Annotated in this window: 22 protein-coding genes; 12 read left to right on the forward strand and 10 right to left on the reverse strand. The window is 64.1% G+C overall.

The features are described 5' to 3' along the window. Positions 1 to 110 precede the first annotated feature (110 nt). The gene (locus CXQ89_RS16150) at positions 111 to 653 is read right to left on the reverse strand and encodes a YdeI family protein (protein ID WP_258060180.1); all 543 of its coding nucleotides are present in this window, start codon (positions 651 to 653) and stop codon (positions 111 to 113) included. 232 nt (positions 654 to 885) lie between these two features. Here CXQ89_RS16150 and CXQ89_RS16155 point away from each other — a divergent pair, with 232 nt between their 5' ends. Together CXQ89_RS16155 and CXQ89_RS16160 are read left to right on the forward strand one after the other, a co-directional pair. Further along, entirely contained in the window at positions 886 to 1425 is a 540-nt protein-coding gene (locus CXQ89_RS16155; protein WP_104055750.1) for an NUDIX hydrolase family protein, read from the forward strand. A gap of 61 nt (positions 1426 to 1486) precedes the next feature. Further along, positions 1487 to 2359, forward strand: coding sequence for a DUF6707 family protein (locus CXQ89_RS16160; protein ID WP_104162008.1), 873 nt, complete (start codon positions 1487 to 1489; stop codon positions 2357 to 2359). 51 nt (positions 2360 to 2410) lie between these two features. Here the strand turns inward: CXQ89_RS16160 and CXQ89_RS16165 are convergent, their stop codons facing one another. Beyond that, positions 2411 to 3460 carry an FUSC family protein gene (locus tag CXQ89_RS16165; protein WP_258060164.1) on the reverse strand — a complete coding sequence of 350 codons (1050 nt, stop codon included), beginning with the start codon at positions 3458 to 3460 and terminating at the stop codon, positions 2411 to 2413. Positions 3461 to 3647: 187 nt separating this feature from the next. On the opposite strand from CXQ89_RS16165, the gene tgt reads away from it, so the two are divergent. Beyond that, positions 3648 to 4922, forward strand: coding sequence for a tRNA guanosine(34) transglycosylase Tgt (gene tgt, locus CXQ89_RS16170; RefSeq protein WP_181032406.1), 1275 nt, complete (start codon positions 3648 to 3650; stop codon positions 4920 to 4922). An 8-nt stretch (positions 4923 to 4930) separates the two neighbouring features. On the opposite strand, the gene CXQ89_RS16175 is transcribed toward tgt, so the two are convergent. After that, positions 4931 to 5671, reverse strand: a complete 741-nt coding sequence (locus CXQ89_RS16175; RefSeq protein ID WP_104162010.1) for a queuosine precursor transporter — start codon at positions 5669 to 5671, stop codon at positions 4931 to 4933. 248 nt (positions 5672 to 5919) lie between these two features. Here CXQ89_RS16175 and CXQ89_RS16180 point away from each other — a divergent pair, with 248 nt between their 5' ends. The 3 genes from CXQ89_RS16180 (at position 5920) to thiD (ending at position 8009) form a co-directional block, all read left to right on the forward strand. Then, complete coding sequence (locus CXQ89_RS16180) at positions 5920 to 6597, forward strand: TetR/AcrR family transcriptional regulator (RefSeq protein ID WP_104055741.1); 678 nt, start codon at positions 5920 to 5922, stop codon at positions 6595 to 6597. Further along, the gene (locus tag CXQ89_RS16185; RefSeq protein WP_104162011.1) at positions 6590 to 7066 is read left to right on the forward strand and encodes a hypothetical protein; all 477 of its coding nucleotides are present in this window, start codon (positions 6590 to 6592) and stop codon (positions 7064 to 7066) included. The genes CXQ89_RS16180 and CXQ89_RS16185 overlap by 8 nt, the downstream gene beginning before the upstream one ends. Positions 7067 to 7163: 97 nt before the next feature. Continuing rightward, positions 7164 to 8009, forward strand: a complete 846-nt coding sequence (thiD, locus tag CXQ89_RS16190; RefSeq protein ID WP_104055736.1) for a bifunctional hydroxymethylpyrimidine kinase/phosphomethylpyrimidine kinase — start codon at positions 7164 to 7166, stop codon at positions 8007 to 8009. A gap of 82 nt (positions 8010 to 8091) precedes the next feature. Here thiD and CXQ89_RS16195 read toward each other — a convergent pair whose 3' ends face one another. Together CXQ89_RS16195 and CXQ89_RS16200 are read right to left on the reverse strand one after the other, a co-directional pair. After that, positions 8092 to 9543 carry a polysaccharide pyruvyl transferase family protein gene (locus CXQ89_RS16195; protein WP_104162012.1) on the reverse strand — a complete coding sequence of 484 codons (1452 nt, stop codon included), beginning with the start codon at positions 9541 to 9543 and terminating at the stop codon, positions 8092 to 8094. Then, positions 9540 to 10517 (reverse strand): glycosyltransferase family 2 protein, encoded by a 978-nt coding sequence (locus CXQ89_RS16200; RefSeq protein ID WP_104162013.1) that lies wholly within the window; start codon positions 10515 to 10517, stop codon positions 9540 to 9542. The genes CXQ89_RS16195 and CXQ89_RS16200 overlap by 4 nt, the downstream gene beginning before the upstream one ends. A gap of 295 nt (positions 10518 to 10812) precedes the next feature. On the opposite strand from CXQ89_RS16200, the gene CXQ89_RS16205 reads away from it, so the two are divergent. Beyond that, positions 10813 to 14703: a S8 family serine peptidase gene (locus CXQ89_RS16205; RefSeq protein ID WP_104162014.1), complete on the forward strand. Its 3891-nt coding sequence runs from the start codon at positions 10813 to 10815 to the stop codon at positions 14701 to 14703. A gap of 71 nt (positions 14704 to 14774) precedes the next feature. Here CXQ89_RS16205 and CXQ89_RS16210 read toward each other — a convergent pair whose 3' ends face one another. Then, positions 14775 to 15662 (reverse strand): Fpg/Nei family DNA glycosylase, encoded by an 888-nt coding sequence (locus CXQ89_RS16210; protein ID WP_104055726.1) that lies wholly within the window; start codon positions 15660 to 15662, stop codon positions 14775 to 14777. Between the two features lie 70 nt (positions 15663 to 15732). Here CXQ89_RS16210 and map point away from each other — a divergent pair, with 70 nt between their 5' ends. Beyond that, positions 15733 to 16509, forward strand: a complete 777-nt coding sequence (gene map, locus CXQ89_RS16215) for a type I methionyl aminopeptidase (RefSeq protein ID WP_104162015.1) — start codon at positions 15733 to 15735, stop codon at positions 16507 to 16509. A 16-nt stretch (positions 16510 to 16525) separates the two neighbouring features. On the opposite strand, the gene CXQ89_RS16220 is transcribed toward map, so the two are convergent. Then, entirely contained in the window at positions 16526 to 18025 is a 1500-nt protein-coding gene (locus CXQ89_RS16220; RefSeq protein ID WP_181032407.1) for a helix-turn-helix transcriptional regulator, read from the reverse strand. Between the two features lie 145 nt (positions 18026 to 18170). On the opposite strand from CXQ89_RS16220, the gene aceA reads away from it, so the two are divergent. The 4 genes from aceA (at position 18171) to CXQ89_RS16240 (ending at position 23566) form a co-directional block, all read left to right on the forward strand. Then, positions 18171 to 19469 carry an isocitrate lyase gene (aceA, locus tag CXQ89_RS16225; RefSeq protein ID WP_181032408.1) on the forward strand — a complete coding sequence of 433 codons (1299 nt, stop codon included), beginning with the start codon at positions 18171 to 18173 and terminating at the stop codon, positions 19467 to 19469. A 98-nt stretch (positions 19470 to 19567) separates the two neighbouring features. Further along, positions 19568 to 21199 (forward strand): malate synthase A, encoded by a 1632-nt coding sequence (gene aceB, locus CXQ89_RS16230; RefSeq protein WP_104162016.1) that lies wholly within the window; start codon positions 19568 to 19570, stop codon positions 21197 to 21199. 122 nt (positions 21200 to 21321) lie between these two features. Further along, a complete protein-coding gene (locus tag CXQ89_RS16235) occupies positions 21322 to 22035 on the forward strand; it encodes a DsbA family protein (RefSeq protein ID WP_104162017.1) in 714 nt (237 codons plus the stop codon). A 169-nt stretch (positions 22036 to 22204) separates the two neighbouring features. After that, the gene (locus CXQ89_RS16240) at positions 22205 to 23566 is read left to right on the forward strand and encodes an amino acid permease (RefSeq protein ID WP_104162071.1); all 1362 of its coding nucleotides are present in this window, start codon (positions 22205 to 22207) and stop codon (positions 23564 to 23566) included. A gap of 4 nt (positions 23567 to 23570) precedes the next feature. On the opposite strand, the gene CXQ89_RS16245 is transcribed toward CXQ89_RS16240, so the two are convergent. The 3 genes from CXQ89_RS16245 to CXQ89_RS16255 are packed head-to-tail and all read right to left on the reverse strand — an operon-like array spanning position 23571 to position 24938. Next, positions 23571 to 23960 (reverse strand): hypothetical protein, encoded by a 390-nt coding sequence (locus CXQ89_RS16245; RefSeq protein WP_104162018.1) that lies wholly within the window; start codon positions 23958 to 23960, stop codon positions 23571 to 23573. A 2-nt stretch (positions 23961 to 23962) separates the two neighbouring features. After that, on the reverse strand, positions 23963 to 24646 hold the full coding sequence (locus CXQ89_RS16250) for a LytR C-terminal domain-containing protein (protein WP_104162019.1): 684 nt from the start codon (positions 24644 to 24646) through the stop codon (positions 23963 to 23965). Next, on the reverse strand, positions 24639 to 24938 hold the full coding sequence (locus CXQ89_RS16255) for a type II toxin-antitoxin system VapB family antitoxin (protein WP_104055710.1): 300 nt from the start codon (positions 24936 to 24938) through the stop codon (positions 24639 to 24641). The genes CXQ89_RS16250 and CXQ89_RS16255 overlap by 8 nt, the downstream gene beginning before the upstream one ends. Between the last annotated feature and the right edge of the window lie 139 nt (positions 24939 to 25077).

A 25077-nucleotide genomic window follows, 5' to 3' on the forward strand; every position in this document is an offset into this window, starting at 1 on the left:
CTTGATCAGTGGTGCTTGCATTCAAGAGTCCCGCGGGCATTTTCCAAAGACAAGAGTGCGCGGACACATGGGGACCACAGAGGTATGGGGACCCGGGCACGGCAGGCTGATCAGGGCAGCGTGCGTCGCTGCGGATAGGGAGTCTCGCCGTCTGCCAGCATTCGGACGACGGCAGCAATCCTGCGTTCCCGTGCGGCAGCAGTCTTCAGCGTGCTGAGCCGAAAAAACAATGCATACCGATTTTGGGAGTTCAAGATGTCATACGTTGCCTGCGCCTCGGGCACCGCGGCAATCGCAGCCACCAGGTCCGCGGGCATCACAGCTGTAGCGGGCCCCGCATAGGCTTTGTCCCAGCGGCCGTCGGTTTTTGCCTGCTCGACGGCGGCGCGCCCGGACGGTTGCATCCTGCCTTCAGCTTCCAGCTGTTCCACGTATCCCACGTTGCGCAGGCTCCAGATGCTGCGCTTGCCCCGCGGAGTGAACCGTTGAAGGTAGCTTTCGCCGTCGCGTTTGTTGGCCTGTCCGTCAATCCAGCCAAAGCACAACGCTTCCTGCAGTGCTCCGGCGTAGGACAGGTTTGTTACGGTCCCGCCCTTTCGTCCCAGAATCAGCTGCACCCCGGGCGAGCTTGCATGATGAGCTGCCAGCCACATGCGCCATGCCTCCGCGTGCGGGAGCAGCAGCTCGGGCAGCGGCGGCTTCGGCGGCGGCTTTGGCCGTGATTTTGGCGGCGGCTTTGGCGGTGGCGGCCGCGGGTCGCTGCTGGTCATCCTCAGAGCGTAAACCGGTCCCGCACCGGGCAAAAGTACCTTCGGCAGTTCAGCCGAGGGCCAAAGCGCCGCGCGTCGGCTGAGCGCGTTCCCCGGTTTGCGGTAAAACACTTCTATGAGTGTTCGTACCCCTGACCCCTATCCCGGCTGGCTTTCAGAAGATGAGCTCAGCGAGGCGAGGCAACGGCTTCCGATGGTCTATGTCGAAGCCGTTCCGGTTCGCTGCGATCCCCTGGGTTACGTCACGGAAGTGGGCCTGCTGCTGCAGGCCACTGCCGAGGGCAAGATGGTCCGGACCTTTGTCTCCGGACGCGTGATGTACCGGGAAACCATTCGCGCCGCACTGCTGCGCCATCTGGAAAAGGACCTTGGCCCGATGGCCCTGCCCCAGCTGCCGCCGGCCCTGGTTCCGTTTGCCGTGGCCGAGTATTTCCCCTCCCCCTCCCAGTCGGGATTGACCGATGAGCGCCAGCACGCCGTCGCACTGGCCTACCTGATCCCCGTCACCGGTGAATGCGACCCCCGGCAGGACGCCCTGGAACTGTCCTGGCTGACGCCCGAGGAAGCGCTAAGCCCTGACATTTATGCAGAGTTTGCGGGGGGACGCGGTGACCTGCTGCGGCAGGCACTGGCGTCGGCCAGCTGGGGCCGCTGAGTACCCGTTACAGCATCTTTATATACTGAGGGCCGACTGCTGCGAAGAGAAGGAATCTGCTATGCCTGAGAGCCAGCCGGAGTCTTACACATTCCGGGTCAATGCCGAGCTGCTTGCACCCGGGCAAATTCCGGTGCATGAAAGCACCTCACTGGCTCCGGTGAAGGACAGCTCCGTGGAGAATGACGACTTCGGCGTGCCCGCCCTGGTTCTCCTTGTTCTCGAAGACGGCATGACGCTGCGCCTGGCCTACGGCTCCTCCGTGCGTGTCCAGGCACCGGCACCGTCCGGTTCTCCGGCGGACGCGGTCCGGGTGGCACCGGTGGAGGAGGAGGACTATGCCGCAGTCGTTGCCGCGGCCGCCGCTGCGCACCCGGATGCGGACCGTGTCCAGGAAGTGGCTGCACGGCTCGGCCGTGGACTGAATGTAAAGTCCGGAAGCAACCTGCAGGACGTCCGGGATTTGGCACACACCCTGTACGTGGACCTGGACGACGCCGAAAACGCCCTGCAGGTCTGCAACATCATCACGGGGCTGCCCTTTGACGGCAACTTTGGCCGGTGGAACTGGATCCAGGGGGCCCTCTCCCTGGCCGCGCATATCACCCATGAAGCGGGCGACGAGGAAACATCAGCCGCCTATGCGCAGGCTGTCCGCGCCGGAGACGCAGCGGAAAGCGATCCGTTGAAGGCCAAGCTGGCCGCGGAACTGCTGCAGCGCCAGCTGAATGAACCCAACCTGTATGACCGGGAAATCCACCGCGCAGGGGAGGCCGGCGATGAACACGGCGAACGCGACTGGCGTGTCCTGAGGCTGGATGCCCTGCTGTACCTGCGCGCCCACGGCGGATCCCAGACGCTTTCGGAGCATGAGCTGGACCGGCGCATCCGCAACGAGCTGATTGCCGTCCGCGGCCTGAACCTCGACCTGTAGCGGGCCGGGGCCGTCTGTAGCGGGCCGGGGCCGTCTGTAGCGGCGGGACCCCTAGGGCCGGCTCGCGGCTGGCAGCTGCCCCGAAGCCGCTTCCGGATGTGCCCGGCGACGCGTGCGCCGGCTGTGCAAGTGAATGATCAGGACCATGACCATTCCCACTGCCGCTCCGATAACCGTCTCCACGGCCCGGTCCTTGATCAGCAACGCCGAGTTGCTCGGATGCGCCAGCTCGGTGCTGACCAGTGCCAGCGGCGTGACGACCACCTGGGCCAGTGCATATTGCCGGACCACAAGCATTTCCGCCCCAAACTGCAGCAGCGCAATCACGACGACCATTTGCCACGGTTCCAGCCCTGGCAGCAGAATCAGTGCGGTCAGCACCAGCCCGGCAAAGGTCCCCAGGATGCGGTGCAGGCCCCGGTAGAGCCGGTGGCGCACGCCCACCCCCACCAGCGGCACGGTTGCCGCAACCATCGCCCAGTAATTGTGGCCGATGCCCATCAACGTGGCGATGGACCCGGCAACCGCGGCAGCGATTGCGTAGAGGGCCGCGTCGATCCACACGGTTCTGCGCTGGGCGGCAGTAAAGCGGGGCCTTTCAGGCTTCACCCACGGGGTGCGGTGCGCAGAATGGAGCCGCCCGGACAGGCCGAGCAGCACGGAAAAGCTAACAGTTCCCACAGCCACCAAGAGGGCCTGCCACACGGGCGGCTGGTTCGGCACCGAAGAGATGGCGGCGTAGGCAAAAATGTGGAACAGCGAACCGGTGGGACGAAGCCGCCAGAACCCGGTGCCAAGTGTCCCCAGTCCCGCCACCGCGGTGGTGCCCAGGACAATTCCCCACGCGTCCGGCTCCAGCCGGGAGGTCAGCGCTCCGGCGGTGATGACAGCGAGCATCAGCGCACCGGCCCGCAGCTGGTGGCCGAACCGCTGCCGATGCGGCTCATTCCGGCCGTAGATGCCGGTAAAGGCACCGAAGGTGGCAAAGATGGCCAGGTCAATCCGGCCGAAAGCCAAGAGCAGCAGCAGGGGAATCCCCACCCCCAGACCACAGCGCACCGCCACCTGATGATCATTGTTGGCGGGTGCGATCCGGAACATATCGCGCAGCAGGTTCAAGAGGCAGCTTTCAGGTACGTTTTGCAGGTGTCTGGGGTGCGGCCGATGCCGGCCTTTCCACCGTACGCCCGCCTGTTGCCGCACCCTGAAATATGTGGCGCGCATCCCAGCCGGAACGTCCCGGGCTCCGGCGGACTGCCGGCGTCGGCGGGTAAGGCAAAATGGAGGGGTGTCCTCCTCAACATTTTCCTTCGCCCTCGGTAAGCGCCTGCGTGAAACCACTGCCCCCTCAGCTGAGCAGACGCAGGCCAACGGCGGTGAGTTCCAGGGCCGCACCGGCACCATCACCACGCCGCACGGCGAAATTGCCACTCCGGCCTTTATTGCCGTAGGCACCAAGGCCACGGTCAAGGCGGTCCTGCCCGAATCCATGGCGGACCTTGGCGCCCAGGCCCTCCTGGCCAACGCCTACCACCTGTACCTCCAGCCCGGTCCGGACGTGCTCGACGCCGCGGGCGGGCTGGGCAAGTTCATGAACTGGTCCGGCCCCACCTTCACCGACTCGGGCGGCTTCCAGGTGATGAGCCTGGGCGCCGGCTTCAAGAAGGTCATCAACATGAATGCGGACGGCACCACCCACGCAACCGGAGCGGACGACGCCGTCGCTCCCGGCAAGGAGCGCCTGGCCCACATCGATGACGACGGCGTGTGGTTCAAGTCCCACCTCAACGGCGACAAGCACCGCTTCACGCCTGAAGTCTCCATGCAGGTCCAGCACCAAATCGGCGCCGACATCATGTTCGCGTTCGATGAATTGACCACGCTGATGAACTCCCGCGAATATCAGGAGATGTCACTGGAACGCACCCGGCTGTGGGCTCTGCGCTGCATCGCCGAGCATCAGCGGCTCACCGAGGAGCGCGTCGGAAAGCCCTACCAGGCGTTGTTCGGCGTCCTGCAGGGTGCCCAGTATGAGGACCTGCGCCGGAAGGCTTCCCGGGATCTGGGCGCCATGGACTTTGACGGGTTCGGCATCGGCGGAGCCCTCGAGAAGGAAAACCTCGGAACGATCGTGCGCTGGTGCACCGAGGAATTGCCCGAAGACAAGCCTCGCCACTTGTTGGGGATTTCCGAACCGGACGACATCTTCACCGCCATTGAAAACGGTGCCGACACCTTCGACTGCGTCTCCCCTACCCGCGTGGCCCGCACGTCGGCGTTTTACACGCCGCACGGGCGGCTGAACCTCTCCAATGCCCGCTTCAAAAAGGACTTCACTCCCCTGGTGGAGGGCTGCGACTGCTATGCCTGCGCGCACTATACGAAGGCGTACATCCACCACCTGTTCCGGGCCAAGGAAATGGTTGCCTCCACCCTGGTGTCGATCCACAATGAACGCTTCACGGTGAAGCTTGTGGACGACGCACGGCTGGCCATTGAAAACGGATCGTTCTTCGACTTCAAGGCCGAAACGCTCGGGAACTATTACAGCGCCAAGGTCTAGCCGGCAGCTCAGCCTTCCGGCGTACCGGCAGGCACTGCAGCGCCGTAACTTGGTTCGCGCTTCTTGATGGCCTTAATGACCACGGCGGTAACCGGAACAAACAGGAACTCAATGAGCGTCTTGTAGACGAAACCGAAGATCACGTAATTGATGAAGCCGCCCGCGTCGGTGATGCCGATGACCGGCGCGGCAATGGCGCAGAAGATCAGGGTGTCGGCGAACTCTCCCACGCCGGTGGAGGCCATGAGCCGTCCGATCAGTGCCCGTTCCCGGAACTTTTCCTTCATCCGGACCAGGACCCAGGAATTCAGGGTTTGTCCGGCCAGGAAGCCGAGCAGGCTGGCCAGCACGATTTGCCACACCGGGCCCAGTGCCAGCTCCAGCGCCGCCTGTTTGGCCTGCCCGTAGTCGTCGTCGAATCCCGGCAGTGCGATGATCACGGCAAAACTGGCCGCAGCCAGTGCCGCAACCGCAAAGCCCGTGAAGATGGCCCGCCGCGCCGCCTTGAAGCCGTAGACCTCGCTAATGACGTCGCCGAGGATGTAGGCCAGCGGGAAGAGGAAAAACCCTCCGTCGGTCACGATGCTGAAGTCGCCGAAGAACGGCCCCAGCACCACGCCCTTGGTGGCGCCGATATTGGAAATGACGATCACCACGCACATGAGCGTCAGGATGATGTCGTAGTGAGAGCTGCCGCGGACGGCAAATGCCGGAGCAGGCGCCGGATCGATGCCGGTGGAGGTGTGCATGGGTCTTCCGTTTCCTAGTGGTTCGCCTGGCTTCCGCCGGCTGTATTAGCACTGTGCCCGCTGCACCGGGCGGCCCGCAGGGGGCCGCCGTCAATTCTGCCACGTTCTGCCCGGCCGCACCGCCATCGTCTTTTTGAACACGTTCAAAAAAGTGCTGTATTCTTGCAGGCGTGCCGGAAACCGGGCGCACATAAGCGGATCTGCGCCTCTAACCGAACCAGCGCCAACAACTGAACTAAGGAGCGCTGATGACGGCGACGGTCAAGAGTGAAAAGACCCGACGGCTGTTGGTTGATTCCGCCCTCACCCTGTTCCGCACCCGGGGCTACGCCGACACCACCATGCGCTGCATCGCCGAAACGGCAGGGGTGTCAGTGGGCAATGCGTACTATTACTTCCGCTCCAAAGATGAACTCGTTGCCGAGTTGTACCGGCATCTGCAGGATGAACACCGCAGCGCCGCCCTGCCCCTTCTTCGCGACGGACACAACCTGGGTGAGCACCTGCGCCTGATTCTGTTGGCCAACTTGGACGTCATGGGCCCGTTTCACGATTTTGGCGCCCATTTCCTGCGCACTGCCATGCCGCCGTCGTCGGCCTCCCCGCAGGGCAGCCGCGCCGGTGCGGATACGGGAGTTGGCCGGGCCAAATCGATCGCCATGTTCCGCCAGGCCGTCACCGTGTCACGCCCGCAGCCGCCGCTCGCCATCCGCGACGACCTGCCCGAGCTCCTGTGGCTGGTGCACATGGGGGTGACACTTTTTTGGATTTATGACCGCTCGCCGGGACAGCGCCGCTCGCGCCGTTTGGTGGAGAACGTCGCTCCGCTGGCCGCGAAGCTGGTCATCCTCTCCCGCCTGCCCGTGGTTCGCAATATTGTGGAGGATGTAGTTCACCTCTTCCAGGGAGCCCGACGCGATGACTGACAAAGGCGGCGACGACGTCGTGCTTCCGCCCGCGTTGATACCCGCCCAGGCTGCTCCCGCCGCCGTTGCGCCGCAGCACCAATATGTTCCACCCGGCCCGCTGGCCGTTGCTCTGGGGTACGGAGTTGCCTGCATTGTCCTGGCCGCAATCGCCACAATTGTGGTGGGGTGGGGGACGTCCCGGGACTTCTGGGGCTACGTTTGGACCGTTATTGTGGCCGCCTTCTACGCAGCCGGTCTCGGATTGTTCTCCGCGCTTCCCCTCGCCCTGCTTCTGGGATGGTTCCTGCGCGGCGTCCAGCACCAGGGCCTGCACGTGCTGGCCTTCTTCATCGTGCCGCTGTTGCTCGGCTGGGTCATCATCGGCCTGAGCGTTCATGCCGTCCTGGTGCCGCTGCTCATGGGTGTTGCCATCGGATTGGCCATGGCAGCCGGCCGGGCGACCATCTGGCCTTTCGCCCGCGCCTAGCTTCCGGTTCCGGGCCTTGTTCCCGCCTCAAACACCCCGCCTGTCCGGCATTAAGCCGCGGTGGCACCGAAGATCGCTTTGGGTGGAAGATGGACTCATGTCTGCTAACACACACTCTGCCGAAACAGCCTCCCCGGCCGTCACCCTGACTATTGCCGGCTCCGAGGCCACCGGCGGCGCCGGCGCCCAGGCCGACCTAAAAACGTTCCAGGAACTCGGAACGTACGGGATAGCCGCCCTGACCTGCATCGTTTCCTTTGATCCGAAAGATAACTGGAGTCACCGCTTTGTCCCGGTGGAACCCCAGGTCATCAGTGACCAGCTCGAGGCCATCCAGACCGCCTATGACCTGACCACTGTTAAGCTCGGCATGCTGGGAACGCCCGCCACGATCGACACCGTTGCCAAGGCCCTCCAGAGCCAGGAATGGACCAACATCGTCCTTGACCCGGTGCTGATCTGCAAGGGTCAGGAGCCGGGAGCCGCCCTGGACACGGACCGGGCACTCAAGGCGCAGATCCTGCCGCTGGCAACCTTCGTTACCCCCAACCACTTTGAATCGATGTCCTTGTCCGGCATGGACTCCATCGAAAGCGTCGAAGACCTGCAGGAGGCAGCCCGCCGCATCCACGAAGCGTCCGGAGCCGTGGTACTCGCCAAGGGCGGAGTACGCCTGGAGGGCGACGACGCCGTGGATGTGTTTTACGACGGCCAGACGATGGAAGTGCTCCGGGCGCCCAAGGTCGGCGAAGTGGCTGTCAGCGGCGCCGGCTGCACCCTGGCGGCAGCCATTACTGCCGAGCTCGCCAAGGGAGCCACCCCGCTGGAAGCGGCGAAGACCGCAAAGGCTTTTGTGACCGAGGGGATCCGGAACCGGGTTTCCTCCCACACCCCGTTTGACGCCCTGTGGCAGGGTAACGCGGGGAATGGCCCGGCGCTCTAATAACCCTGCAACTTTGGTCCGCAGAAGGTACCGGTGGCCAATGGCCGCCGGTACCTTCTGCGGCATCAGTTAACGCCGCCGGTTAACGCCGGCGAAGCTTCGCGTACACCCGATGCAGGGAAAGAGCCGTCCTGACCGTTCGTGAGTTCACCAGCCGCCGGTGTTCATCCCGCAGGGAGGCTAGCTCCCCGTGCGCTTGTGCGAGGTAGGACCCCAGCCGATCCTCCTCGACCTCGGACTGGGCAGCCATCGCAGACTGCGCGTAGAACTTCTCGCCAAGGACCCTGGCTGATGCCGCCCACTGCCCGGCAGCGCGAAAGACGGGCACCGGTGGAAGATCCTGCGGCGGGCCGGATACTGCCCGGTCCGAGAAGACTGCCGTCACACCGTCCCACCACTGCTTGGACCAACGGTTCCGGGCGGGCAGGACCGTGCTCAGATGAGCTGATACTTCCTCCCTCCGCTCCCAGACCTCTGTCAGGGCCGGAGACAGCAGCCCCTCCTGCAGCCCCGGAAGGGGAAGGACAAAATCTTCAAGACCCCAGTTGGCCAAGACGCCCTTCAGCCGAACCGCACTGTAATCATCCACGGCAAGGCCAACAACGGGCACTGAGCGGGAAAGCCCGAATACCGCCGGGTGGTAACGGGACGTCACAATCAGCGAAGCGCCGGCAGTCAGTGCAGCAGTTTCCCGTGCGGTGAGAACCGGCATGAGACGGAAGGGAGAGGACATGGACTCGGCAATGCGGGCATGGGCGGACTTGTCCCAACCGTCCTCGTCTCCGATCCCTACATGGGAAAGGAACAGCACAGGCAGCCCGGTTTGACGGTGCAGAGCGTCCAACTCCGCGCCCAGCAAGGCATATAGATTTTCCATGGACCCGGAAAGCGGAGAAATTGTGACCGCTACGTACCGGGGCTCCGGCGGATCAAAGGTGCGCCCTCCGGACAGGAATGACGCGTCGTCCACCCCCCGCACGGCGGGAACACCAATGCGGCGCGCGAGTTCAGCTGAAGACTGCTCCCGCACGGAGGTCAGCTCCGCGGCGCGGAGCAGATCGGCCAGGACTACGGTGTCCGCGGCGCTGAGCTGCGGCCCCAGCGTCTGCCCGGAGACCACAACGGGCATGTTCAGCGACCTCGCGATGGCGACCACAGCGGCACGTTCATACAGCAGCCAGCCGTAGCGTGAATTTAGATTTCCCCCGCCGGCAATGACCAGACCGTCGCACTTCCCCAGCTCACTGATCAGCCCCAGCGCCGGGTCGCCGGCCGGCAGTTCGGCAGAGCCGGCCAGGTGTGCCCGGATTCGGCGCAGATAGTCTTCCCGCTCGGCAGGCGGCCAGGGGAAAGCAAGCGCAGGTGCTGCGTCCAGGCCAAACAGCCGTTCCGTCTGCTGAGGATTACGGGACAGCATCAGGACCTGCAGTCCGCGGCTCCGGAGTTCATCCGCGGCCGCGTGCCCCATGGCCTCGTCACCGGCATGGTACGTGTCCTGGCCGAGATCGGCGAGGACGGCAATCCGCAGGGTCATCGCCGTCGCACTCCCTTAAGCGCACCCTTGAGCTTTGCTGCCGCCGTGCCTGCCCGCGCGAGGATGCTGGTCCGTTGCATCATGATGTGTTCCAGCCGCTGCGTGGCCTCGGTTAGCTGTTCCTGCATTTGGACCATCCGTTGCCGGTTCTCCAGCAGCATCTGTTCCTGCTCGGCCATCATGGCGCTGATCTGGAGAAGGACTCCCAGGTCCCTGCCGCTGCTGAGGTCCCTGCGCAGATACTCATCCCGGATGCTGCGGTCGAACCGCTCGTGGTCCCGCGCCTTGGCGAACAGGCTGTTGGCGTCGTCACCTCCTGTTGAGGGCCGCTGGCACCAGAACGCCAGCGGCTCCCCGTCGAGGAATCCAATACGATGGCGCGACAGCACCCGGAGGTTGAATTCCCAGTCACCGCAGACAGGGAGGGATTCGTTGTAATAGCCAAGTTCTTCATGCAGGGAGCGGCGGTAAAGGAACGAGATGGGCACCGCGCGATTAATCTGCAGCATGTCGCCCAGTGATATCTGCTGCATGTTTTCCCAAAAAGGCGCCGAACCGGTCTTGAGGATTTGTCCGTCGACAATTTCCTCATACCTTATTTGGGTTCTCACAACAACCCCTGCATCCGAAGAGTTTTCCAAATAGGAAACTGTCCGTTGCAGGAATTCCGGGTGCCAAAGGTCATCGTCATCATGGATGACGATGTACTCGGAATCACAGCTCTGAACACCGGTGTTGGATGCAGCTTCCATCCCCAGGCTCTGCTTGTTGTGCAGGATGTCAACGCGTTCCCTGGCCGCCTCCGGCAACCCGGCGATCACGTTGTCCACCGGCTCGGCGCTGCCGCCGTCATTGACGATCACCACGCGGAACTGACGGTAGGTCTGGTCAAAAATGTCCTGGAGAGCCCGCTGGAGGAAGTGCGGCCGGTTTTTGGTCCGGACGATGACGGCTACTGGATCCTGCGCTGGCACTTCACTCCCACGGTTCGGTCGGGTTCAGCTACCACGATATACCGATCCTCCAACGGGCTGCGCCGTAATGAAAAAAAGGAATGCTACTTACTGTTGACATCCGATTAGAGACAAACAAAAGTACCAGTAGCGCCATGATTTGGATCCTGACCGAAAGAATCATGGACCTAATTCAGCTCCACCATAACCAGCTCAGCCATTTAGTCACTTCCTCATTGCCCGGTCACGGTCGGTGGGTTCCGGAATCACCAGATTGCGGCCCCAAGCTCCGGCGAACTCTCTAACAAGGAGAAAAATGAACAATCCAAACCATCGGAGATCAGGAAAGGCTGCGCTGGCAACAATTGCCGGCCTGGCCTTGGTCTCCAGCATGTGGACCCCGGCTGCGGCCGTTGAGGGGAACACACCGGGGGATCCGACAGCCCAGGGACTTCCCCGGGTAACGCCGGATTTGAAAGTCTCTACAGATTTGAAGACGAAGCAGGGCCCAGTGTCCGTCTTCGTCCAGTTCACGGGCAAGGGCGCCTTTGAACAGACCCAGCCGCAGGAAGTCCGGGACGGATTCGCTGCACCGCTCAATAAGGCCCCGGAAGTCCAGCAGATCCGGGCTGCCATTGAAGCGCAGGCTGAGGAAGTTGCAGCGCAGGCTTCATCGAGCATCATCTACACCACCACCAATACCCTTCCGGGCGTAGCCATCAACGGAGACGCCGAAGCCATCCGTGCCCTGGCAGCCCGCGGGGACGTCGCCAAGATCACAGGTATCGTCCCCAAGACCTTCGACAACAAGGGCGGGGATATCGACGTCCGCGCTCTGGACTCCTGGGTTCAGCGGGACCAGACCGGCGAGGGTGTCACCATCGCCGTGCTGGATACCGGACTGGATTACACCCACTCCGATTTCGGCGGCCCCGGCACCCTTGAGGCTTTCGCCCAGGCGCAGGCCTCCGACACTGTGCCGGCCGCGGACTCGGGCCTCTATGACCCGGAGAAGTTCGCCGGCGGCTGGGACCTCGTGGGCGACGAATACAACGCGGATCCCTCGGATCCAGCACTGTACAGCCCCATTCCGAAGCCTGACGCGAATCCCCTGGACTGCCAGAGCCACGGCTCGCACGTGGCGGGCACCGCCGCGGGCTACGGCACCAACGCCGACGGCACCACCTTCAGGGGCGACTACTCAGCGCTCACCGCCGAGGACGTCAACAAGATGGGAATCGGCCCGGGCACGGCACCCGAAGCCAAGATTGTCGGCATCCGCGTCTTTGGCTGCGAAGGCTCCTCCGAAGTTGTCGGCCAGGCCCTGGACTATGTCCTTGACCCCAATAACGACGGCGACTTCAGCGACCGCGCACAGGTCGTCAACATGTCCCTCGGCTCCAGCTTCCCTGCCTATGACGATCCCGAAAACGACATCGTCAACGCCCTCACCGCCCAGGGCATCCTGTCCGTGGTCTCCTCCGGTAACTCCGGAGATATCTACGACATTGGCGGCTCCCCCGGCAGCGCCGAAACCGCACTGACCGTGGCCAACAGCGTCGGCTCCCAGACCACTCTGGACGCCGGTCAGGTTGTTGCCCCGGCAGAAGCCGTCGCAGCCGGCCAGTACACCGCCAGCTTCAACTACGCCAATGCTTCGACCGAGGCTCTGACGGGAACCGTCGTCATGGGCCCTGAGGGTGACAACTCCGACGGCTGCGCACCGCTCGACGCCGGCGCTGATGCCGGCAAGTGGGTCTGGCTTTCCTGGGATGAGAATGCGGCCACCCGCGAATGCGGTTCCGGCGTCCGCTGGAACAACGCAGCAGCAGCCGGTTACGCCGGCGTCGTCATCGACTCCACCCTCAATGGCTTCAGCGCCGGCATTGCCGGAAACGCCGCCATCCCGGGCATGCAGTTCACGGCCAAGACCTCCGAGGAACTGCGTCCCGCCGCCGAGGCCGGAACCCTTGAGGTCCGGCTGGATCCGACCCTCGTAGGCAGCGTGACCGGCGAGTCCGGTGCACTCGATACCCTGAACGACAGCTCCTCGCGGGGCGTCCACGGTACCAACGGCGTCATCAAGCCCGACGTCGCTGCACCCGGAACGCAGATCAAGTCCGCACAGGTAGGCACCGGCAGCGGAGCTTCCATCAAGAGCGGCACCTCCATGGCCGCCCCGAACGTTGCCGGCCTCGCCGCGCTGGTTGTGGGCGCCACGGATTACAACCCGTATGAGGTCAAGTCGATCATCATGAATACGGCCACCCATGACCTCCTGACCGGCGACGGAGTGGCCTACGCGCCGAACCGCGTTGGTTCGGGCCGCGTGGATGCGCTCGATGCCCTGAACACCAAGGTCTTCGCCTACGCCACCGACCAGCAGGGCCTGACGTCAGTCAACTTTGGTGTCCTGGAAGTCGGTGCCTCCCCGGTTGAACTCTCACGTTCGGTGACCATCGAGAACAAGGGCGATTCCCCGAAGACCTACACGGCCGAGTACCTCGAAGCCACCAAGGTCCCGGGAGTATCGATCACTGTTGACGGCGGTCCGGTAACGGTCCCCGCCAACGGCAAGACCGAAATTGCCGTCACCCTGCGTGTTGACGATCCGGCAGCACTGGCCAAGACCATTGACCCGGCCGCTGAGAAGGATCAGCTTGGCGTTCCCCGCCAGTACCTGGCCGAAGCCTCCGGCCGCCTGCAGCTGACCAGCGACGACTCGGTCCTGCGGGTTCCGGTGTACTCGGCTCCGAAGCCTGTTTCGGACCTCAAGACCGGTGGCAAGATCACGTTCCCGAGCGCGGACGCCCTCTCCACTGCAGCCACGTTCAACGGCCGTGGCCTTGCCCAGGGCGAGAAGAGTGAAGGCTACGTCTCACTGGTCACCCCGCTGGTCCTCGGTGCAGAAAGCCCGCGCCGGACCAACCTGGCACTGGAGTCCCTGTCCTCACTGGACCTGCGGACTGTGGGAGCGTCCTCCAATGCACCCGCACTCGCAGCAGCGGGCGCGGATGTAAATGCAGCGGACCTGACCATCGGCCTGAGCACGTGGCAGAACTGGGCCACGCTGAACAGCAACAGCCAGATCCAGGTCGAACTGGACACCGACTCGGACGGCAAGGCCAACTTCGTTGCCCTGACCGCCCGGGCCACCGGCCTGGACCAGACCGTGTTCCAGATCCTGTCCGTGGAAAACGATGAAATCGCTGCTCCGCTGGACTTCCTGGGACTGGCCAACGGCCAGTTCGGTGATGTTGATACCAACATCTTCGACACCAACGTGGTGACGCTTCCGATCCCGGCCGCTGCACTGGGCCTGGACCTGAGCACCTCGGCACCGATCAACTACCGCGTCATGACCTCCAACGTCATGAACGTGGATGAGAGCGGACAGATGGTTCCGGTCGATTCCACCGACTGGATCGCCTTCGACGTCGCACAGCCCGCTGTGTGGTTCAACGGCACAGAGGGCAGCGAAAATGTCAGCACCTTCGTTGCACAGGACAAGACCGTTCTGGGTGTCAACCGCCAGGCGGGCACCACGGACGCCAAGGCCCTGTTCCTGCAGCACCACAACGCCGAAGGGGTCAAGGACCAGGTCACTCCGATTGAGGTGGGCGCCCTGCGCTTCTCCGACGTCGCCGGAACCAAGTTCGAGACTGAAATCAACTGGATGGCAGATCAGGGCCTGACCACGGGTTATGCGGACGGTACCTTCCGCCCGCTCGGCTCGATCAACCGTGACGCCATGGCGGCGTTCCTTTACCGCCTGGCCGGATCCCCGTCGTACAACGCGCCGGCGACCAGCCCGTTCACGGACGTAGCCACGGATAACCAGTTCTACAAGGAAATCTCCTGGCTCGCCGAGACCGGCATCTCCACCGGTTACCCGGACGGATCCTTCCGCCCGCTGGCTCCGGTCAAGCGTGACGCGATGGCTGCGTTCATGAACCGGTTCGCCGGCGAGCAGTGCTCCGTTGAGGACGCCTCGGGCTACAAGTCCCCGGGTGAGGCTTCCTTCACCGACGTTGCCACGAACAACCTCTTCCACAAGGAAATCTCGTGGATGAAGGATTCGGGCGTTTCCACAGGCTGGCCGGACAGCACGTTCCGTCCGCTTGAGGATGTCTCGCGTGAAGCCATGGCGGCGTTCATCAACCGCCTGGACGGTTACACCACCGACAACGGCGGTAGCTGCAAGTAAGCACCAGCGGTTACAAACAGCGGGCCCGGGAGAATCTCCCGGGCCCGCTGTTTTGCTGTCCTGCGCTGGTGTTATTTCAGCAGCCTGGACATCCGGCGGTCCGCCAGCAGCTTGCCGCCGGTCTGGCAGGTGGGACAGTACTGCAGTGAGGAATCAGCGAAGGAAACTTCACGAACCGTATCCCCGCACACCGGACACAGCTCCCCTGTGCGGGCGTGCACCCGCAGGGCCCGGCGTTTGGAATCCTTGAGTTCAGCCGCCGGACGGCCCGCAGCATTCTCGTTCGCGGACTCCAGTACCGCACGCATGGCCTGGTAGAGCCGTTCCACTTCCTCCGGATGGAGCTTGGATGCGTTGGCGAAAGGTGAGAGGTGCGCCGCGTGCAGGATTTCATCGCTGTATGCGTTGCCGATTCCCGCGATCACTGACTGGTCCCGCAGCAGCCCCTTGATCTGGCCCCGGTGCCCGGCCACCAGCGCCGCGAACGTCTCGAAGCCGACGTCGAACGCCTCCGGTCCCAGCCGCGCAATGCCCGGCACCTCCGCCGGGTCCCGCACCAGATACACGGCCAGGGACTTCTTGGTTCCGGCTTCGGTGAGGTCGAACCCCGGCTCATCACCGCCCGCCTCCCGGGATGCGAACCGGACCCGCAGCGCCATCCGTCCCTTGCCGGGACGCAGTTTTCCAGGCTTGAGCGCGTCCGACCACCGCAGCCAGCCGGCCTTGGCAAGGTGCATCACCAGATGCGCTCCCCCGGCGGTAATGATGAGGTACTTGCCCCGGCGCTCCACAGCCGTCACAGGTCCCGCCTGCAGTGCGTCGAGCGGGACGCCGGCAGTTTTCAGCACAGCGAAGGAAAGCACTTCAACATCGGCCACCCGGGCCGGCGGCGCGTCCTCGGGCAGCAGCTTGGTCCGCAAAAAATCGGCCAGTCCCTGCACTTCCGGCATCTCAGGCATGCATACACCCTAGACGGTCTGCCAGACTGCAGAACAGATCCGTATTTCCACCGCCCAAGAAAGGCGCCACATGATCGAGATCCTGAACCCGGCCGAAGTAGCAAAGGCGCGGGTCACCGGAAGACTGGTCGCAGACATCCTGCAGACCCTGAAAAAGCGAGCCGCCGTGGGCACCAACCTGCTGGAGATCGACCAGTGGACAGCCCGGATGATCCAGGACGCCGGAGCAGAATCCTGCTACGTGGATTATGCCCCGTCCTTTGGCCGCGGACCGTTTGGGCATTACATCTGCACGGGCGTCAACGATGCAGTGCTGCACGGCCTGCCCCACGATTACGAGCTGCAGGACGGTGATCTCCTGAGCCTGGACCTGGCCGTAGCCAAGGCAGGAATTGCCGCCGACTCCGCCATCAGCTTCATCGTGGGAGACACCAGACCGGCACAGAGCGTTGAGCTCATCACCGCGACCGAGCGCGCGTTGGCTGCCGGAATTGCCGCCGCGGGACCGGGGGCACGCATCGGTGACATCTCACACGCGATCGGAATGGTGCTCACTGATGCCGGGTATCAGGTGAATACCGAGTTCGGCGGCCACGGCATCGGGTCGACCATGCACCAGGACCCGCATGTCCCCAACACGGGCAGGCCGGGACGCGGTTACACGCTCCGGCCGGGACTGATGCTGGCACTGGAACCGTGGATCATGGCCGACACAGCTCAGCTCACCTTCGATGCCGACGGCTGGACGCTTCGAAGTGCCACCGGCGCCCGCAGCGCGCACAGCGAACACACCATCGTCATAACGGACGAGGGCGCGGAGGTCCTCACGCTGCCTTCGTCGTCGTAACTGCGCTGCGCTGCGGTCAGTCCCCTGCGTGGGCCTGCAGGAATGAATACACCTCTGTCTCATCCACACCGGGAAATGCGCCCGGCGGCAGCGCCGCCAGAAGGTGTGAGTGGGCCCGGGCGCTGGGCCAGGCAAACCCCGACCACTGCGATGCCAATTCGCCCGGCGGCGTGCGGCAGCAGTCCGGATCGGGGCAGCGGGACTTGGACCGCTCGGTGGTGTCCCGGCCCCGGAACCACTTCACGTGCTGGTACGGCACGCCAATGCTGAGTGAGAACTTGCCGGCTGATCCCCGTTCAATGCGTGCCGTGCACCAGTAGGTGCCTGCCGGTGTATCGGTGTACTGGTTGAACGCGCTGAACTGGTCCGGGACGGAGAAGACCTCCCGGGAGGTCCAGTACCGGCAGATTGGCTGCCCCTCAATGGCGCCGGTGTGATCGGCAGGGAACGTCACGCCGTCGTTCTCATAGGCCTTGTAGACAATGCCGCTCTCGTGCACCTTCTGGAAGTGGGTGGGGATGCCCAGGTGTTCCGTGGCGAGGTTCGTGAACCGGTGCGCCGCGGTCTCGTAGGACACGGCGAAGGCATCGCGGATGTCCTCGACGGCAATCTCCTTGGCGGCCTTGGCCCGCTGCAGGAACTCCACGGTGGCCTTCTGGGGCAGCAGCAGTGCCGCGGCAAAGTAGTTTGTGGCCACCCGCTGGCCCAGGAACTCGCCGTAACTGCTGGGGGTTTGGTGCTGGAGCACAAAGTGGCCCAGCGCCTGCAGCAGCACCGAGCGCGGATCGTGGTCCGAACGCTGCGACTGCGTGAGATAGATCCGCCGGTTCTTCAGATCCGTGACGGACCGGGTGGAGTGCGGCAGGTCATTCACATGATGCAGGCTGAAGCCCAGGTGCGCAGCGATATCGGCGATCACATGCTGGGACAGCGGACCGGACGTGTGTCCCACCGAATCCAGCACCTTCTGCGCCTCGGCCTCGTATTCGGGGAAGTAGTTGTTCCGCTCGCGCATCATGGCCCGCAGCTCGCCGTTGGCCCGGCGCGCTTCCTCGGGCGTGGCCACCTGTTCATTGAGCCGGCGCTCGAGCTCCGCCTGCAGTCCCACCAGGGATTCGAGGACATCGATGGGCAGCCGGGAGCCGATCCTCACCTTCGGCAGTCCCAAGGACGCGTAGAGGGGCCCGCGCTGGGCGCGCTCCAACTCAATTTCAAGGGCAGCACGCCGGCTGGGCGGCTCGGCACCCAGCAGCGAATCGATGCTGACGTCCAGTGCGGCGGCCAGCGCCTGCATCATGCCCAGCTTCGGTTCGCGTTTGCCGTTCTCAATCAGCGACAGCTGGGAGGCCACGGTTCCGACGGCGGCGCCCAGGTCATCGAGCGTCATCCCCTTGGCTTTGCGCAGGTGCCGGACGCGCCGGCCCAGGCTGATCACGTCCAAAGTGCGCTCCGCTTCGGACCCCGGAGCGGATTTGCGGGCTGCCGGAGCGGGCCGGTTCCATGTTGTGTCGGTCACAAATTCACATTATGCGAAGAACTGCATTTCTTGCCAGAGAAAACTCCTAGAAAGGGGTTTGTTATTGCCGCAGAGTTAGTTGCACAGAGGAAATCACCGGTTGAAACGGCCGGAGATGCAGCAACACTTCAAGGAGACGTTGGTCATGACCCAGGAACAGAACACCGCACCCACCGCCGAGCAGCTTACTTCCGAATGGGCTTCGGATCCCCGCTGGGCCGGCATCGAGCGCGACTACACCGCCGACGACGTCGTGAAGCTCCGCGGCCGCGTCCAGGAAGAGCACACGCTGGCACGCCGCGGTTCTGAGAAGCTCTGGGACCAGCTCCGCAACGCCGGCGACGAGGGCTACACCAACGCCCTGGGTGCCCTTACCGGCAACCAGGCCGTGCAGCAGGTCAAGGCCGGCCTCAAGGCCATCTACCTCTCCGGCTGGCAGGTCGCAGCCGACGCGAACAACTCCGGCCACACCTACCCGGACCAGTCCCTGTACCCGGCCAACTCGGTTCCCACCGTTGTCCGCCGTATCAACAACGCTTTGCTCCGTGCCGACCAGATTGAGTTCGCTGAAGGTATCCAGAGCGTGGAGGACTACATGGTCCCGATCGTGGCCGACGCCGAAGCCGGCTTCGGCGGACCGCTGAACGCTTACGAGCTGATGAAGTCCATGATCCAGGCCGGTGCGGCAGGCGTTCACTGGGAAGACCAGCTCGCCTCGGAGAAGAAGTGCGGCCACCTCGGCGGCAAGGTCCTGATCCCCACCGGCCAGCATGTCCGCACCCTGAACGCCGCCCGCCTGGCGGCGGATGTCGCCGGCACGCCCACCGTCGTCATTGCCCGCACCGACGCTGAGGCCGCCACGCTCATCACCTCCGATGTGGACGAGCGCGATCAGGAGTTCATCACCGGCGAGCGCACCCCCGAAGGTTTCTACAAGGTCCGCAACGGGATCGAGCCCTGCATCGCCCGAGCCAAGGCCTACGCCCCGTACTCGGACCTGATCTGGATGGAGACCGGCACCCCGGACCTGGAGCTGGCCCGCAAGTTCGCGGAGTCCGTCCGCTCCGAGTTCCCCGACCAGATGCTGGCTTACAACTGCTCGCCGTCCTTCAACTGGAAGAAGCACCTGGACGATGACACGATCGCCCGGTTCCAGCGCGAGCTCGGCGCCATGGGCTTCAAGTTCCAGTTCATTACCCTGGCCGGCTTCCACGCCCTGAACTACTCCATGTTCGATCTGGCCCACGGCTACGCCCGCAACGGCATGAGCGCCTACGTGGAACTGCAGGAGAAGGAATTCGCTTCCGAATCCCGCGGCTACACCGCCACCAAGCATCAGCGCGAGGTCGGCACCGGATACTTCGATGCCATCGCCACCGCGCTGAACCCGACCGGAAGCACCCTGGCCCTGGCCGGCTCCACAGAGTCCGCCCAGTTCCACTAACCCTGGCTCTCAGAAGCCGGATACGGCGGGGGTGGCGGAATCTTCCCCACCCCCGCTGCGTCTATCCCACAGCTTTGAATCATCCCAAGGAGAACGCCATGAATGACCCAATCACCCTGAACGGTATTTCCCTCACCGCTCCCGCTGTGCGGCGGCAGGAGGAAATCCTCACCCCGCAGGCGCTTGATTTCGTCAAGGCACTGCACCGGGCCACGGCCTCCCGCCGGCAGGAGCTGCTCCAGCAGCGTCAGGCCCGCCGGACGCAGATCTCCAACGGGGCCGATCCTTCCTTCCTGGCTGAGACCCGGTCCATCCGCGAAGACGATTCCTGGCGGGTGGCCCCCACGGCCCCCGGGCTGGAGGACCGGCGCGTGGAAATCACCGGTCCGGTGGACCGCAAGATGACCATCAACGCCCTGAACTCCGGCGCCAAGGTGTGGCTGGCGGACATGGAGGACTCCTCCACGCCGTCGTGGTCCAACGTCATCAACGGCCAGCTGAACCTGCGGGACGCCCTGGACCGCCGAATCGACTTCACCTCCCCGGAGGGCAAGGACTACAAGGTGCAGGGCACGTCCCTGACAGACCTGCCCACCATCGTGGTCCGCCCGCGCGGCTGGCACCTGCCCGAGAAGCACATGCTGGTGGACAACACTCCGATCGCCGGCGGCATCGTGGACTTCGGCCTGTACTTCTTCCACAACGCCCAGCGGCTGATCTCGCAGGGCCGCGGCCCCTACTTCTACCTGCCGAAGATCGAGAACCACCTCGAAGCCCGGCTTTGGAATGACATCTTTGTCCTGGCACAGGACCTCATGGGCATCCCGCAGGGCACCATCCGTGCCACGGTGCTGATCGAAACCATCACCGCAGCATTTGAGATGGAGGAAATCCTCTACGAACTGCGGGACCACGCCGCCGGCCTGAACGCCGGCCGCTGGGACTACATCTTCTCGGTGATCAAGAACTTCCGCACCCGCGGACCCCGGTTCGTGCTGCCGGACCGCAACATGGTGACCATGACCGCTCCGTTCATGCGCGCCTATACCGAGCAGCTGGTGCGTGCCTGCCACCGCCGCGGAGCCCATGCCATCGGCGGCATGGCTGCCTTCATCCCCAACCGCAAGGACGCGGCAGCCAACGACGTCGCCATGGAAAAGGTGCGCGCCGACAAGACCCGCGAGGCGAACGACGGTTTTGACGGTTCCTGGGTGGCGCACCCGGACCTGGTTCCGGTGGCCATGGAGGTGTTCGACGGCGTCCTCGGCGAGCGCCCGAACCAGCTGGAACGCACCCGCGAAGACGTAGTCCCCAATGACAAGGCGCTGCTGGACGTCGCTTCCACCCCCGGTGTCATCACCGAAGCCGGTATCCGCAGCAACATCGAGGTGGGCATCCGCTACATCGAGTCCTGGCTGCGGGGCAACGGTGCGGCCGCCATCAACAACCTGATGGAGGACGCCGCCACGGCGGAAATCTCCCGTTCGCAGATCTGGCAGTGGATCCATGCCTCGGCCGTCACGGACGAGGGCGAGATCATTACGCACCGCTGGGTGGAGGAACTGCTGGACGAGGAGTTCGGGAACCTGCAGCGTTTCGACGGCGACCGTTTCGAGGATGCCAGGGAACTCTTTGAAGAGGTTGCCTGCGGCGAGCAGTTCCCCACCTTCCTGACGGTGCCGGCCTACGCCCGGTTCCTGCACGAGGCAAAGGAACTGGAGCCGGCCTAACCTCCCGCCGGTGCCGATACGCCTTCAGTATCCGCACCGGCGAAGGACCGGGACCGTTTTTCCGTAAAGCGTTCCATGACGCTGCGGGAATGGGTCCCGGTCCTTTCTGCGTTGCAGGGGTTATGAAGATTGATATTTGGTCCGACATTGCCTGCCCGTGGTGCTACATCGGCAAGCGCCGTTTCGAGGCTGCCCTGGCAGCTTTCCCGCACCGGAATGAGGTGGAGGTGACCTGGCGCAGCTACCAGCTCGATCCCTCCCTGCCGGCTCACTATGACGGCACCGAGGTCCAGTACCTCAGCGAACGCAAGGGCATCGATCCGCAGCAGCTGGCCGGCATGCTGGAGCAGGTGACCGCCCAGGCCGCCGGTGAGGGCTTGTCCTACGATTTCGATTCCCTGGTGGTGGCCAACAGTTTTCCGGCCCACCGTCTGATCCATCTGGCCCGTGCAGAGGGCGGCTCCGAAGCGGCCGACGCCGTCAAGGAGGCGCTGCTTTCGGCCCACTTCGAGAAGGGGCAGGACATCGGGTCAACGGAGGTGCTGACCGGGATCGGTGCCGCAGCGGGCGTTGACCCGGACCGGGTACGCTCCATGCTGGCCACCGACGAATACTCCGACGCCGTAAACGCCGACATTGCGCAGGCCCGGTCCCTGGGAGTCAGCGGCGTGCCGTTCTTCGTCCTCGATGAAAAGTATGGGATTTCCGGCGCACAGCCCGTCGCACTCTTCACCTCCGCCGTGGAACAGGCCTGGCAGGAATCCCACCCCCTGGTGAACCCCACGTCGGCCTCGGCCTCCGCCGACGGCCCAGCCTGCGGCCCGGACGGCTGCTAGGGACTTAGCCGGCAGGTTCAAGGACTGAAAATCACGATCCACACGCACGGGCGTAATATGGATAGGCCGACTATTCGGCCTATCCCCCAATCTCCAAGGTGCGTTCTCTTTGAAGTCCTCCTTTACCCAGGCGCTGGCCCGCGGCCTGAATGTCAGGCACATCCGCTTCATGGCGCTCGGCTCGGCCATCGGCACCGGACTGTTCTACGGGTCCGCGTCGGCCATCCAGTCCGCTGGGCCGGCGGTCCTGCTGGCCTACATGATCGGCGGCGCGGCTGTGTTCCTGGTCATGCGGGCGCTGGGCGAGATGGCGGTGCGGCATCCGGTCTCCGGCTCGTTCGGCGACTATGCCAGCCGCTATCTGGGTCCGTTTGCCGGCTTCATCACCGGATGGACCTTCGCCTTCGAAATGGCGGTGGTGGCCATTGCCGATGTCACCGCCTTCGGCATTTACATGGGCTTCTGGTTCCCGGACGTGCCGCGCTGGATCTGGATTTTGGCGGTGGTGTTGCTCATCGCGGCGCTGAACCTGATGCGGGTCAAGGTGTTTGGCGAAACCGAGTTCTGGCTCTCCATCCTGAAGGTCAGTGCCATCATCGCCATGATTGTGGGCGGTATTGCGATCATCGTGTTCGGTTTCGGGCTCGACGACGGCGCCAACCCGGGCATGGGCACTCTCCTGGGTTCCGGCGGTTTCTTCGCGAACGGCTTCTGGGGCCTGCTGGCGTCCTTCTCCATCGTGATGTTTGCCTTCGGCGGCATTGAGACCATCGGCATCACCGCCGGCGAGGCGGAGGATCCGAAGAAGGCCATCCCCGCTGCGGTGAATACCGTGCCGTTCCGGATCCTTCTGTTCTATGTATGCACCTTGGCCGTGCTGATGATGATTTTTCCGTGGCAGGATATTGACGGCTCCACCAGTCCCTTTGTGCAGATCTTTGATTCGCTCGGCATTACCGCCGCGGCGCACATCCTCAACGCAGTGGTCATCACCGCCGCCCTGTCCGCCATCAACGCCGATATTTTCGGTGCCGGCCGCATGATGTACGGGCTTGCGCGGCAGGGCCAGGCACCGGCGTCGTTCGCCAGAGTCTCGAAAAACGGTGTGCCGTGGATGACCGTGGCCACTATGGCGGGAGTGCTGCTGGCCGGCGTCGTGCTTAACGCCCTGCTGCCCGAATCGCTGTTCACGATCATCGCCTCGATTGCCACCTTCGCCACTGTGTGGGTCTGGCTGATGATCCTGCTGTCGCACATTTCGATGAAGCGCGACATCGCCCGGCGCAACCTGCCCGCCTCGGAGTTCGGTGTACCGTTTTGGCCCGTTGCTTCCTATGCTGCGCTGGCCTTCATGGTGTTCATTGTGGTGCTGCTCGGTGTCATGCCGGGCACCCGGGTGGCCCTTATCGTGGGCGCCGCCTGGATAGCGCTGCTCTTCGTGGCCTACCGCTTGTGGGTCCGCGGCGACGGACGGGTGCGGGCCGATCTGGCGGATGAAACGGTCGACTCCCGGGCGGGTTCCTCGGCCTGAGAAACTAGACGGGCCGGGTGCGGAGCGCCAGCACGACGACGGCGGCTCCCACCCCCGCGAACACCGCCTCCAGCGGCTGGAACTCTATGAAGGCGATTTCCCACGCTTCCAGTCCGATCAACGCAGTTCCGGCGGCAGCGGAGACCAGGGGTGCGGCCCGGTGACGCCGCAGGGTGAGCAGCCCGGCGATCAGGTAACCGCCTCCGCAGCCGGCGGCCAGAAGCAGCCCGGGAAGCCTCCAGTCGGTAAACGGAGTCCGCCGCAGCACTGACGGGTCGGCATGCAGGAAGGCGCCGTCCGGCCGCACGGCCAGGAGAAGCCCGCCGCCAAGAGCCGCCGCGGACGTTGCAAATTCCAGTCCGATCAGTGCGCGCTCTTCCGGGGTGCGCCTCATCGCTAGCCTGCCGGCGGTGCCGGCGTCTCGGACATCCACGGGCAGCTCATCGGTCCGGCGGCTGAGGCCGAAATCTTATCCGCGGGCACCAGTGCCGCATACCCTGACCCCAGAACCACGTCCACCGTGGTGTCGGCCCGGTCATCCTGGACATATTGTGTTGCGGGGATCTGCTGCTGCAGCGTAAACGCAGCCTCTTCACCGTCCGGACCGGAGATGATGATAGCGGTCATGCCCTCGCGGTTGACCGAGCCGTTGCCCACGATTCCCTTTTGAAAGCCCCGCTGGGCGAGCGCTTCGGAGACCTGGGAGGCCAGCCCGGCGGTCGCCGTCGTGTTGTAGACATTCACCGTGATGGTGTCCGGATCCTGATAGGTAAACGGTCCCGCGGGACATTCCGTGGAGGCAACCGGTTTTGTTTCGGGTTCCGAGAGGACAATCCAGCCCCGCAGGACAGCTAGGGCGAAAAGTGCTGCGGCCAGCAGCACCGCCAGAAGCAGGCCTATGACAATCCGGTGCCGCTGCTGCCGGCGGCGCGCCAGCCGAACTCTTGCCGCTTCATTCGCCTCCGCGTCAAACACGGCCCCGAGATCATCCTCCGTGACAATCCGGTGACCGTGCCATTCGGTGGGATCGCTCTTGGCTGCCCTGTTCCGGTGCTGCACACCGGAGGGCTTGTCAGTCATCGATCACCAGGACGCGTGCATGCAGGATGGTCCGCTGGTGCAGGGCGGTTCGCACCGCCCGGTGAAGTCCGTCTTCCAAATACATGGTGTCCCTCCATTGCACAACGTGCGGAAATAAATCTCCGAAGAAGGTGGAATCCTCTGCCAGCAGGGCACCAAGGTCAAGAGTGCTCTTGGTGGTGACCAGCTCATCGAGCCGGACCTGCCGGGGAGGCACCGCTGCCCAGTCCTTGGGTGTTACATATCCATGGTCGGGGTAAGGGCGTCCGTCGCCAACAGCTTTGAAGATCACTAATACAGACTAAAGAAGATCTGCATCCTTTGAAACAGCGCACCCCGGCGGGGCGTTCGCATTCGGTTACAAAAGGGTCACCGCGGAGCCTGATGGGCCGGATCCTGCCTCCCACCAGCACAAATGCAGCCCTCCGCAT

Source organism: Arthrobacter sp. ZGTC212, from assembly GCF_002929255.1.
Classification (GTDB): Bacteria; Actinomycetota; Actinomycetes; order Actinomycetales; family Micrococcaceae; genus Arthrobacter_B; species Arthrobacter_B sunyaminii.

Bases quoted from the DNA above. Each gene is read 5' to 3' on its own strand.
- CXQ89_RS16150 (WP_258060180.1), bottom strand. From the start codon at position 653: ATGTGGCTGGCAGCTCATCATGCAAGCTCGCCCGGGGTGCAGCTGATT.
- CXQ89_RS16155 (WP_104055750.1), top strand. From the start codon at position 886: ATGAGTGTTCGTACCCCTGACCCCTATCCCGGCTGGCTTTCAGAAGAT.
- CXQ89_RS16160 (WP_104162008.1), top strand. From the start codon at position 1,487: ATGCCTGAGAGCCAGCCGGAGTCTTACACATTCCGGGTCAATGCCGAG.
- CXQ89_RS16165 (WP_258060164.1), bottom strand. From the start codon at position 3,460: ATGTTCCGGATCGCACCCGCCAACAATGATCATCAGGTGGCGGTGCGC.
- CXQ89_RS16175 (WP_104162010.1), bottom strand. From the start codon at position 5,671: ATGCACACCTCCACCGGCATCGATCCGGCGCCTGCTCCGGCATTTGCC.
- CXQ89_RS16180 (WP_104055741.1), top strand. From the start codon at position 5,920: ATGACGGCGACGGTCAAGAGTGAAAAGACCCGACGGCTGTTGGTTGAT.
- CXQ89_RS16185 (WP_104162011.1), top strand. From the start codon at position 6,590: ATGACTGACAAAGGCGGCGACGACGTCGTGCTTCCGCCCGCGTTGATA.
- thiD (WP_104055736.1), top strand. From the start codon at position 7,164: ATGTCTGCTAACACACACTCTGCCGAAACAGCCTCCCCGGCCGTCACC.
- CXQ89_RS16195 (WP_104162012.1), bottom strand. From the start codon at position 9,543: ATGACCCTGCGGATTGCCGTCCTCGCCGATCTCGGCCAGGACACGTAC.
- CXQ89_RS16205 (WP_104162014.1), top strand. From the start codon at position 10,813: ATGAACAATCCAAACCATCGGAGATCAGGAAAGGCTGCGCTGGCAACA.
- CXQ89_RS16210 (WP_104055726.1), bottom strand. From the start codon at position 15,662: ATGCCTGAGATGCCGGAAGTGCAGGGACTGGCCGATTTTTTGCGGACC.
- map (WP_104162015.1), top strand. From the start codon at position 15,733: ATGATCGAGATCCTGAACCCGGCCGAAGTAGCAAAGGCGCGGGTCACC.
- aceA (WP_181032408.1), top strand. From the start codon at position 18,171: ATGACCCAGGAACAGAACACCGCACCCACCGCCGAGCAGCTTACTTCC.
- aceB (WP_104162016.1), top strand. From the start codon at position 19,568: ATGAATGACCCAATCACCCTGAACGGTATTTCCCTCACCGCTCCCGCT.
- CXQ89_RS16235 (WP_104162017.1), top strand. From the start codon at position 21,322: ATGAAGATTGATATTTGGTCCGACATTGCCTGCCCGTGGTGCTACATC.
- CXQ89_RS16240 (WP_104162071.1), top strand. From the start codon at position 22,205: ATGGCGCTCGGCTCGGCCATCGGCACCGGACTGTTCTACGGGTCCGCG.
- CXQ89_RS16245 (WP_104162018.1), bottom strand. From the start codon at position 23,960: ATGAGGCGCACCCCGGAAGAGCGCGCACTGATCGGACTGGAATTTGCA.
- CXQ89_RS16250 (WP_104162019.1), bottom strand. From the start codon at position 24,646: ATGACTGACAAGCCCTCCGGTGTGCAGCACCGGAACAGGGCAGCCAAG.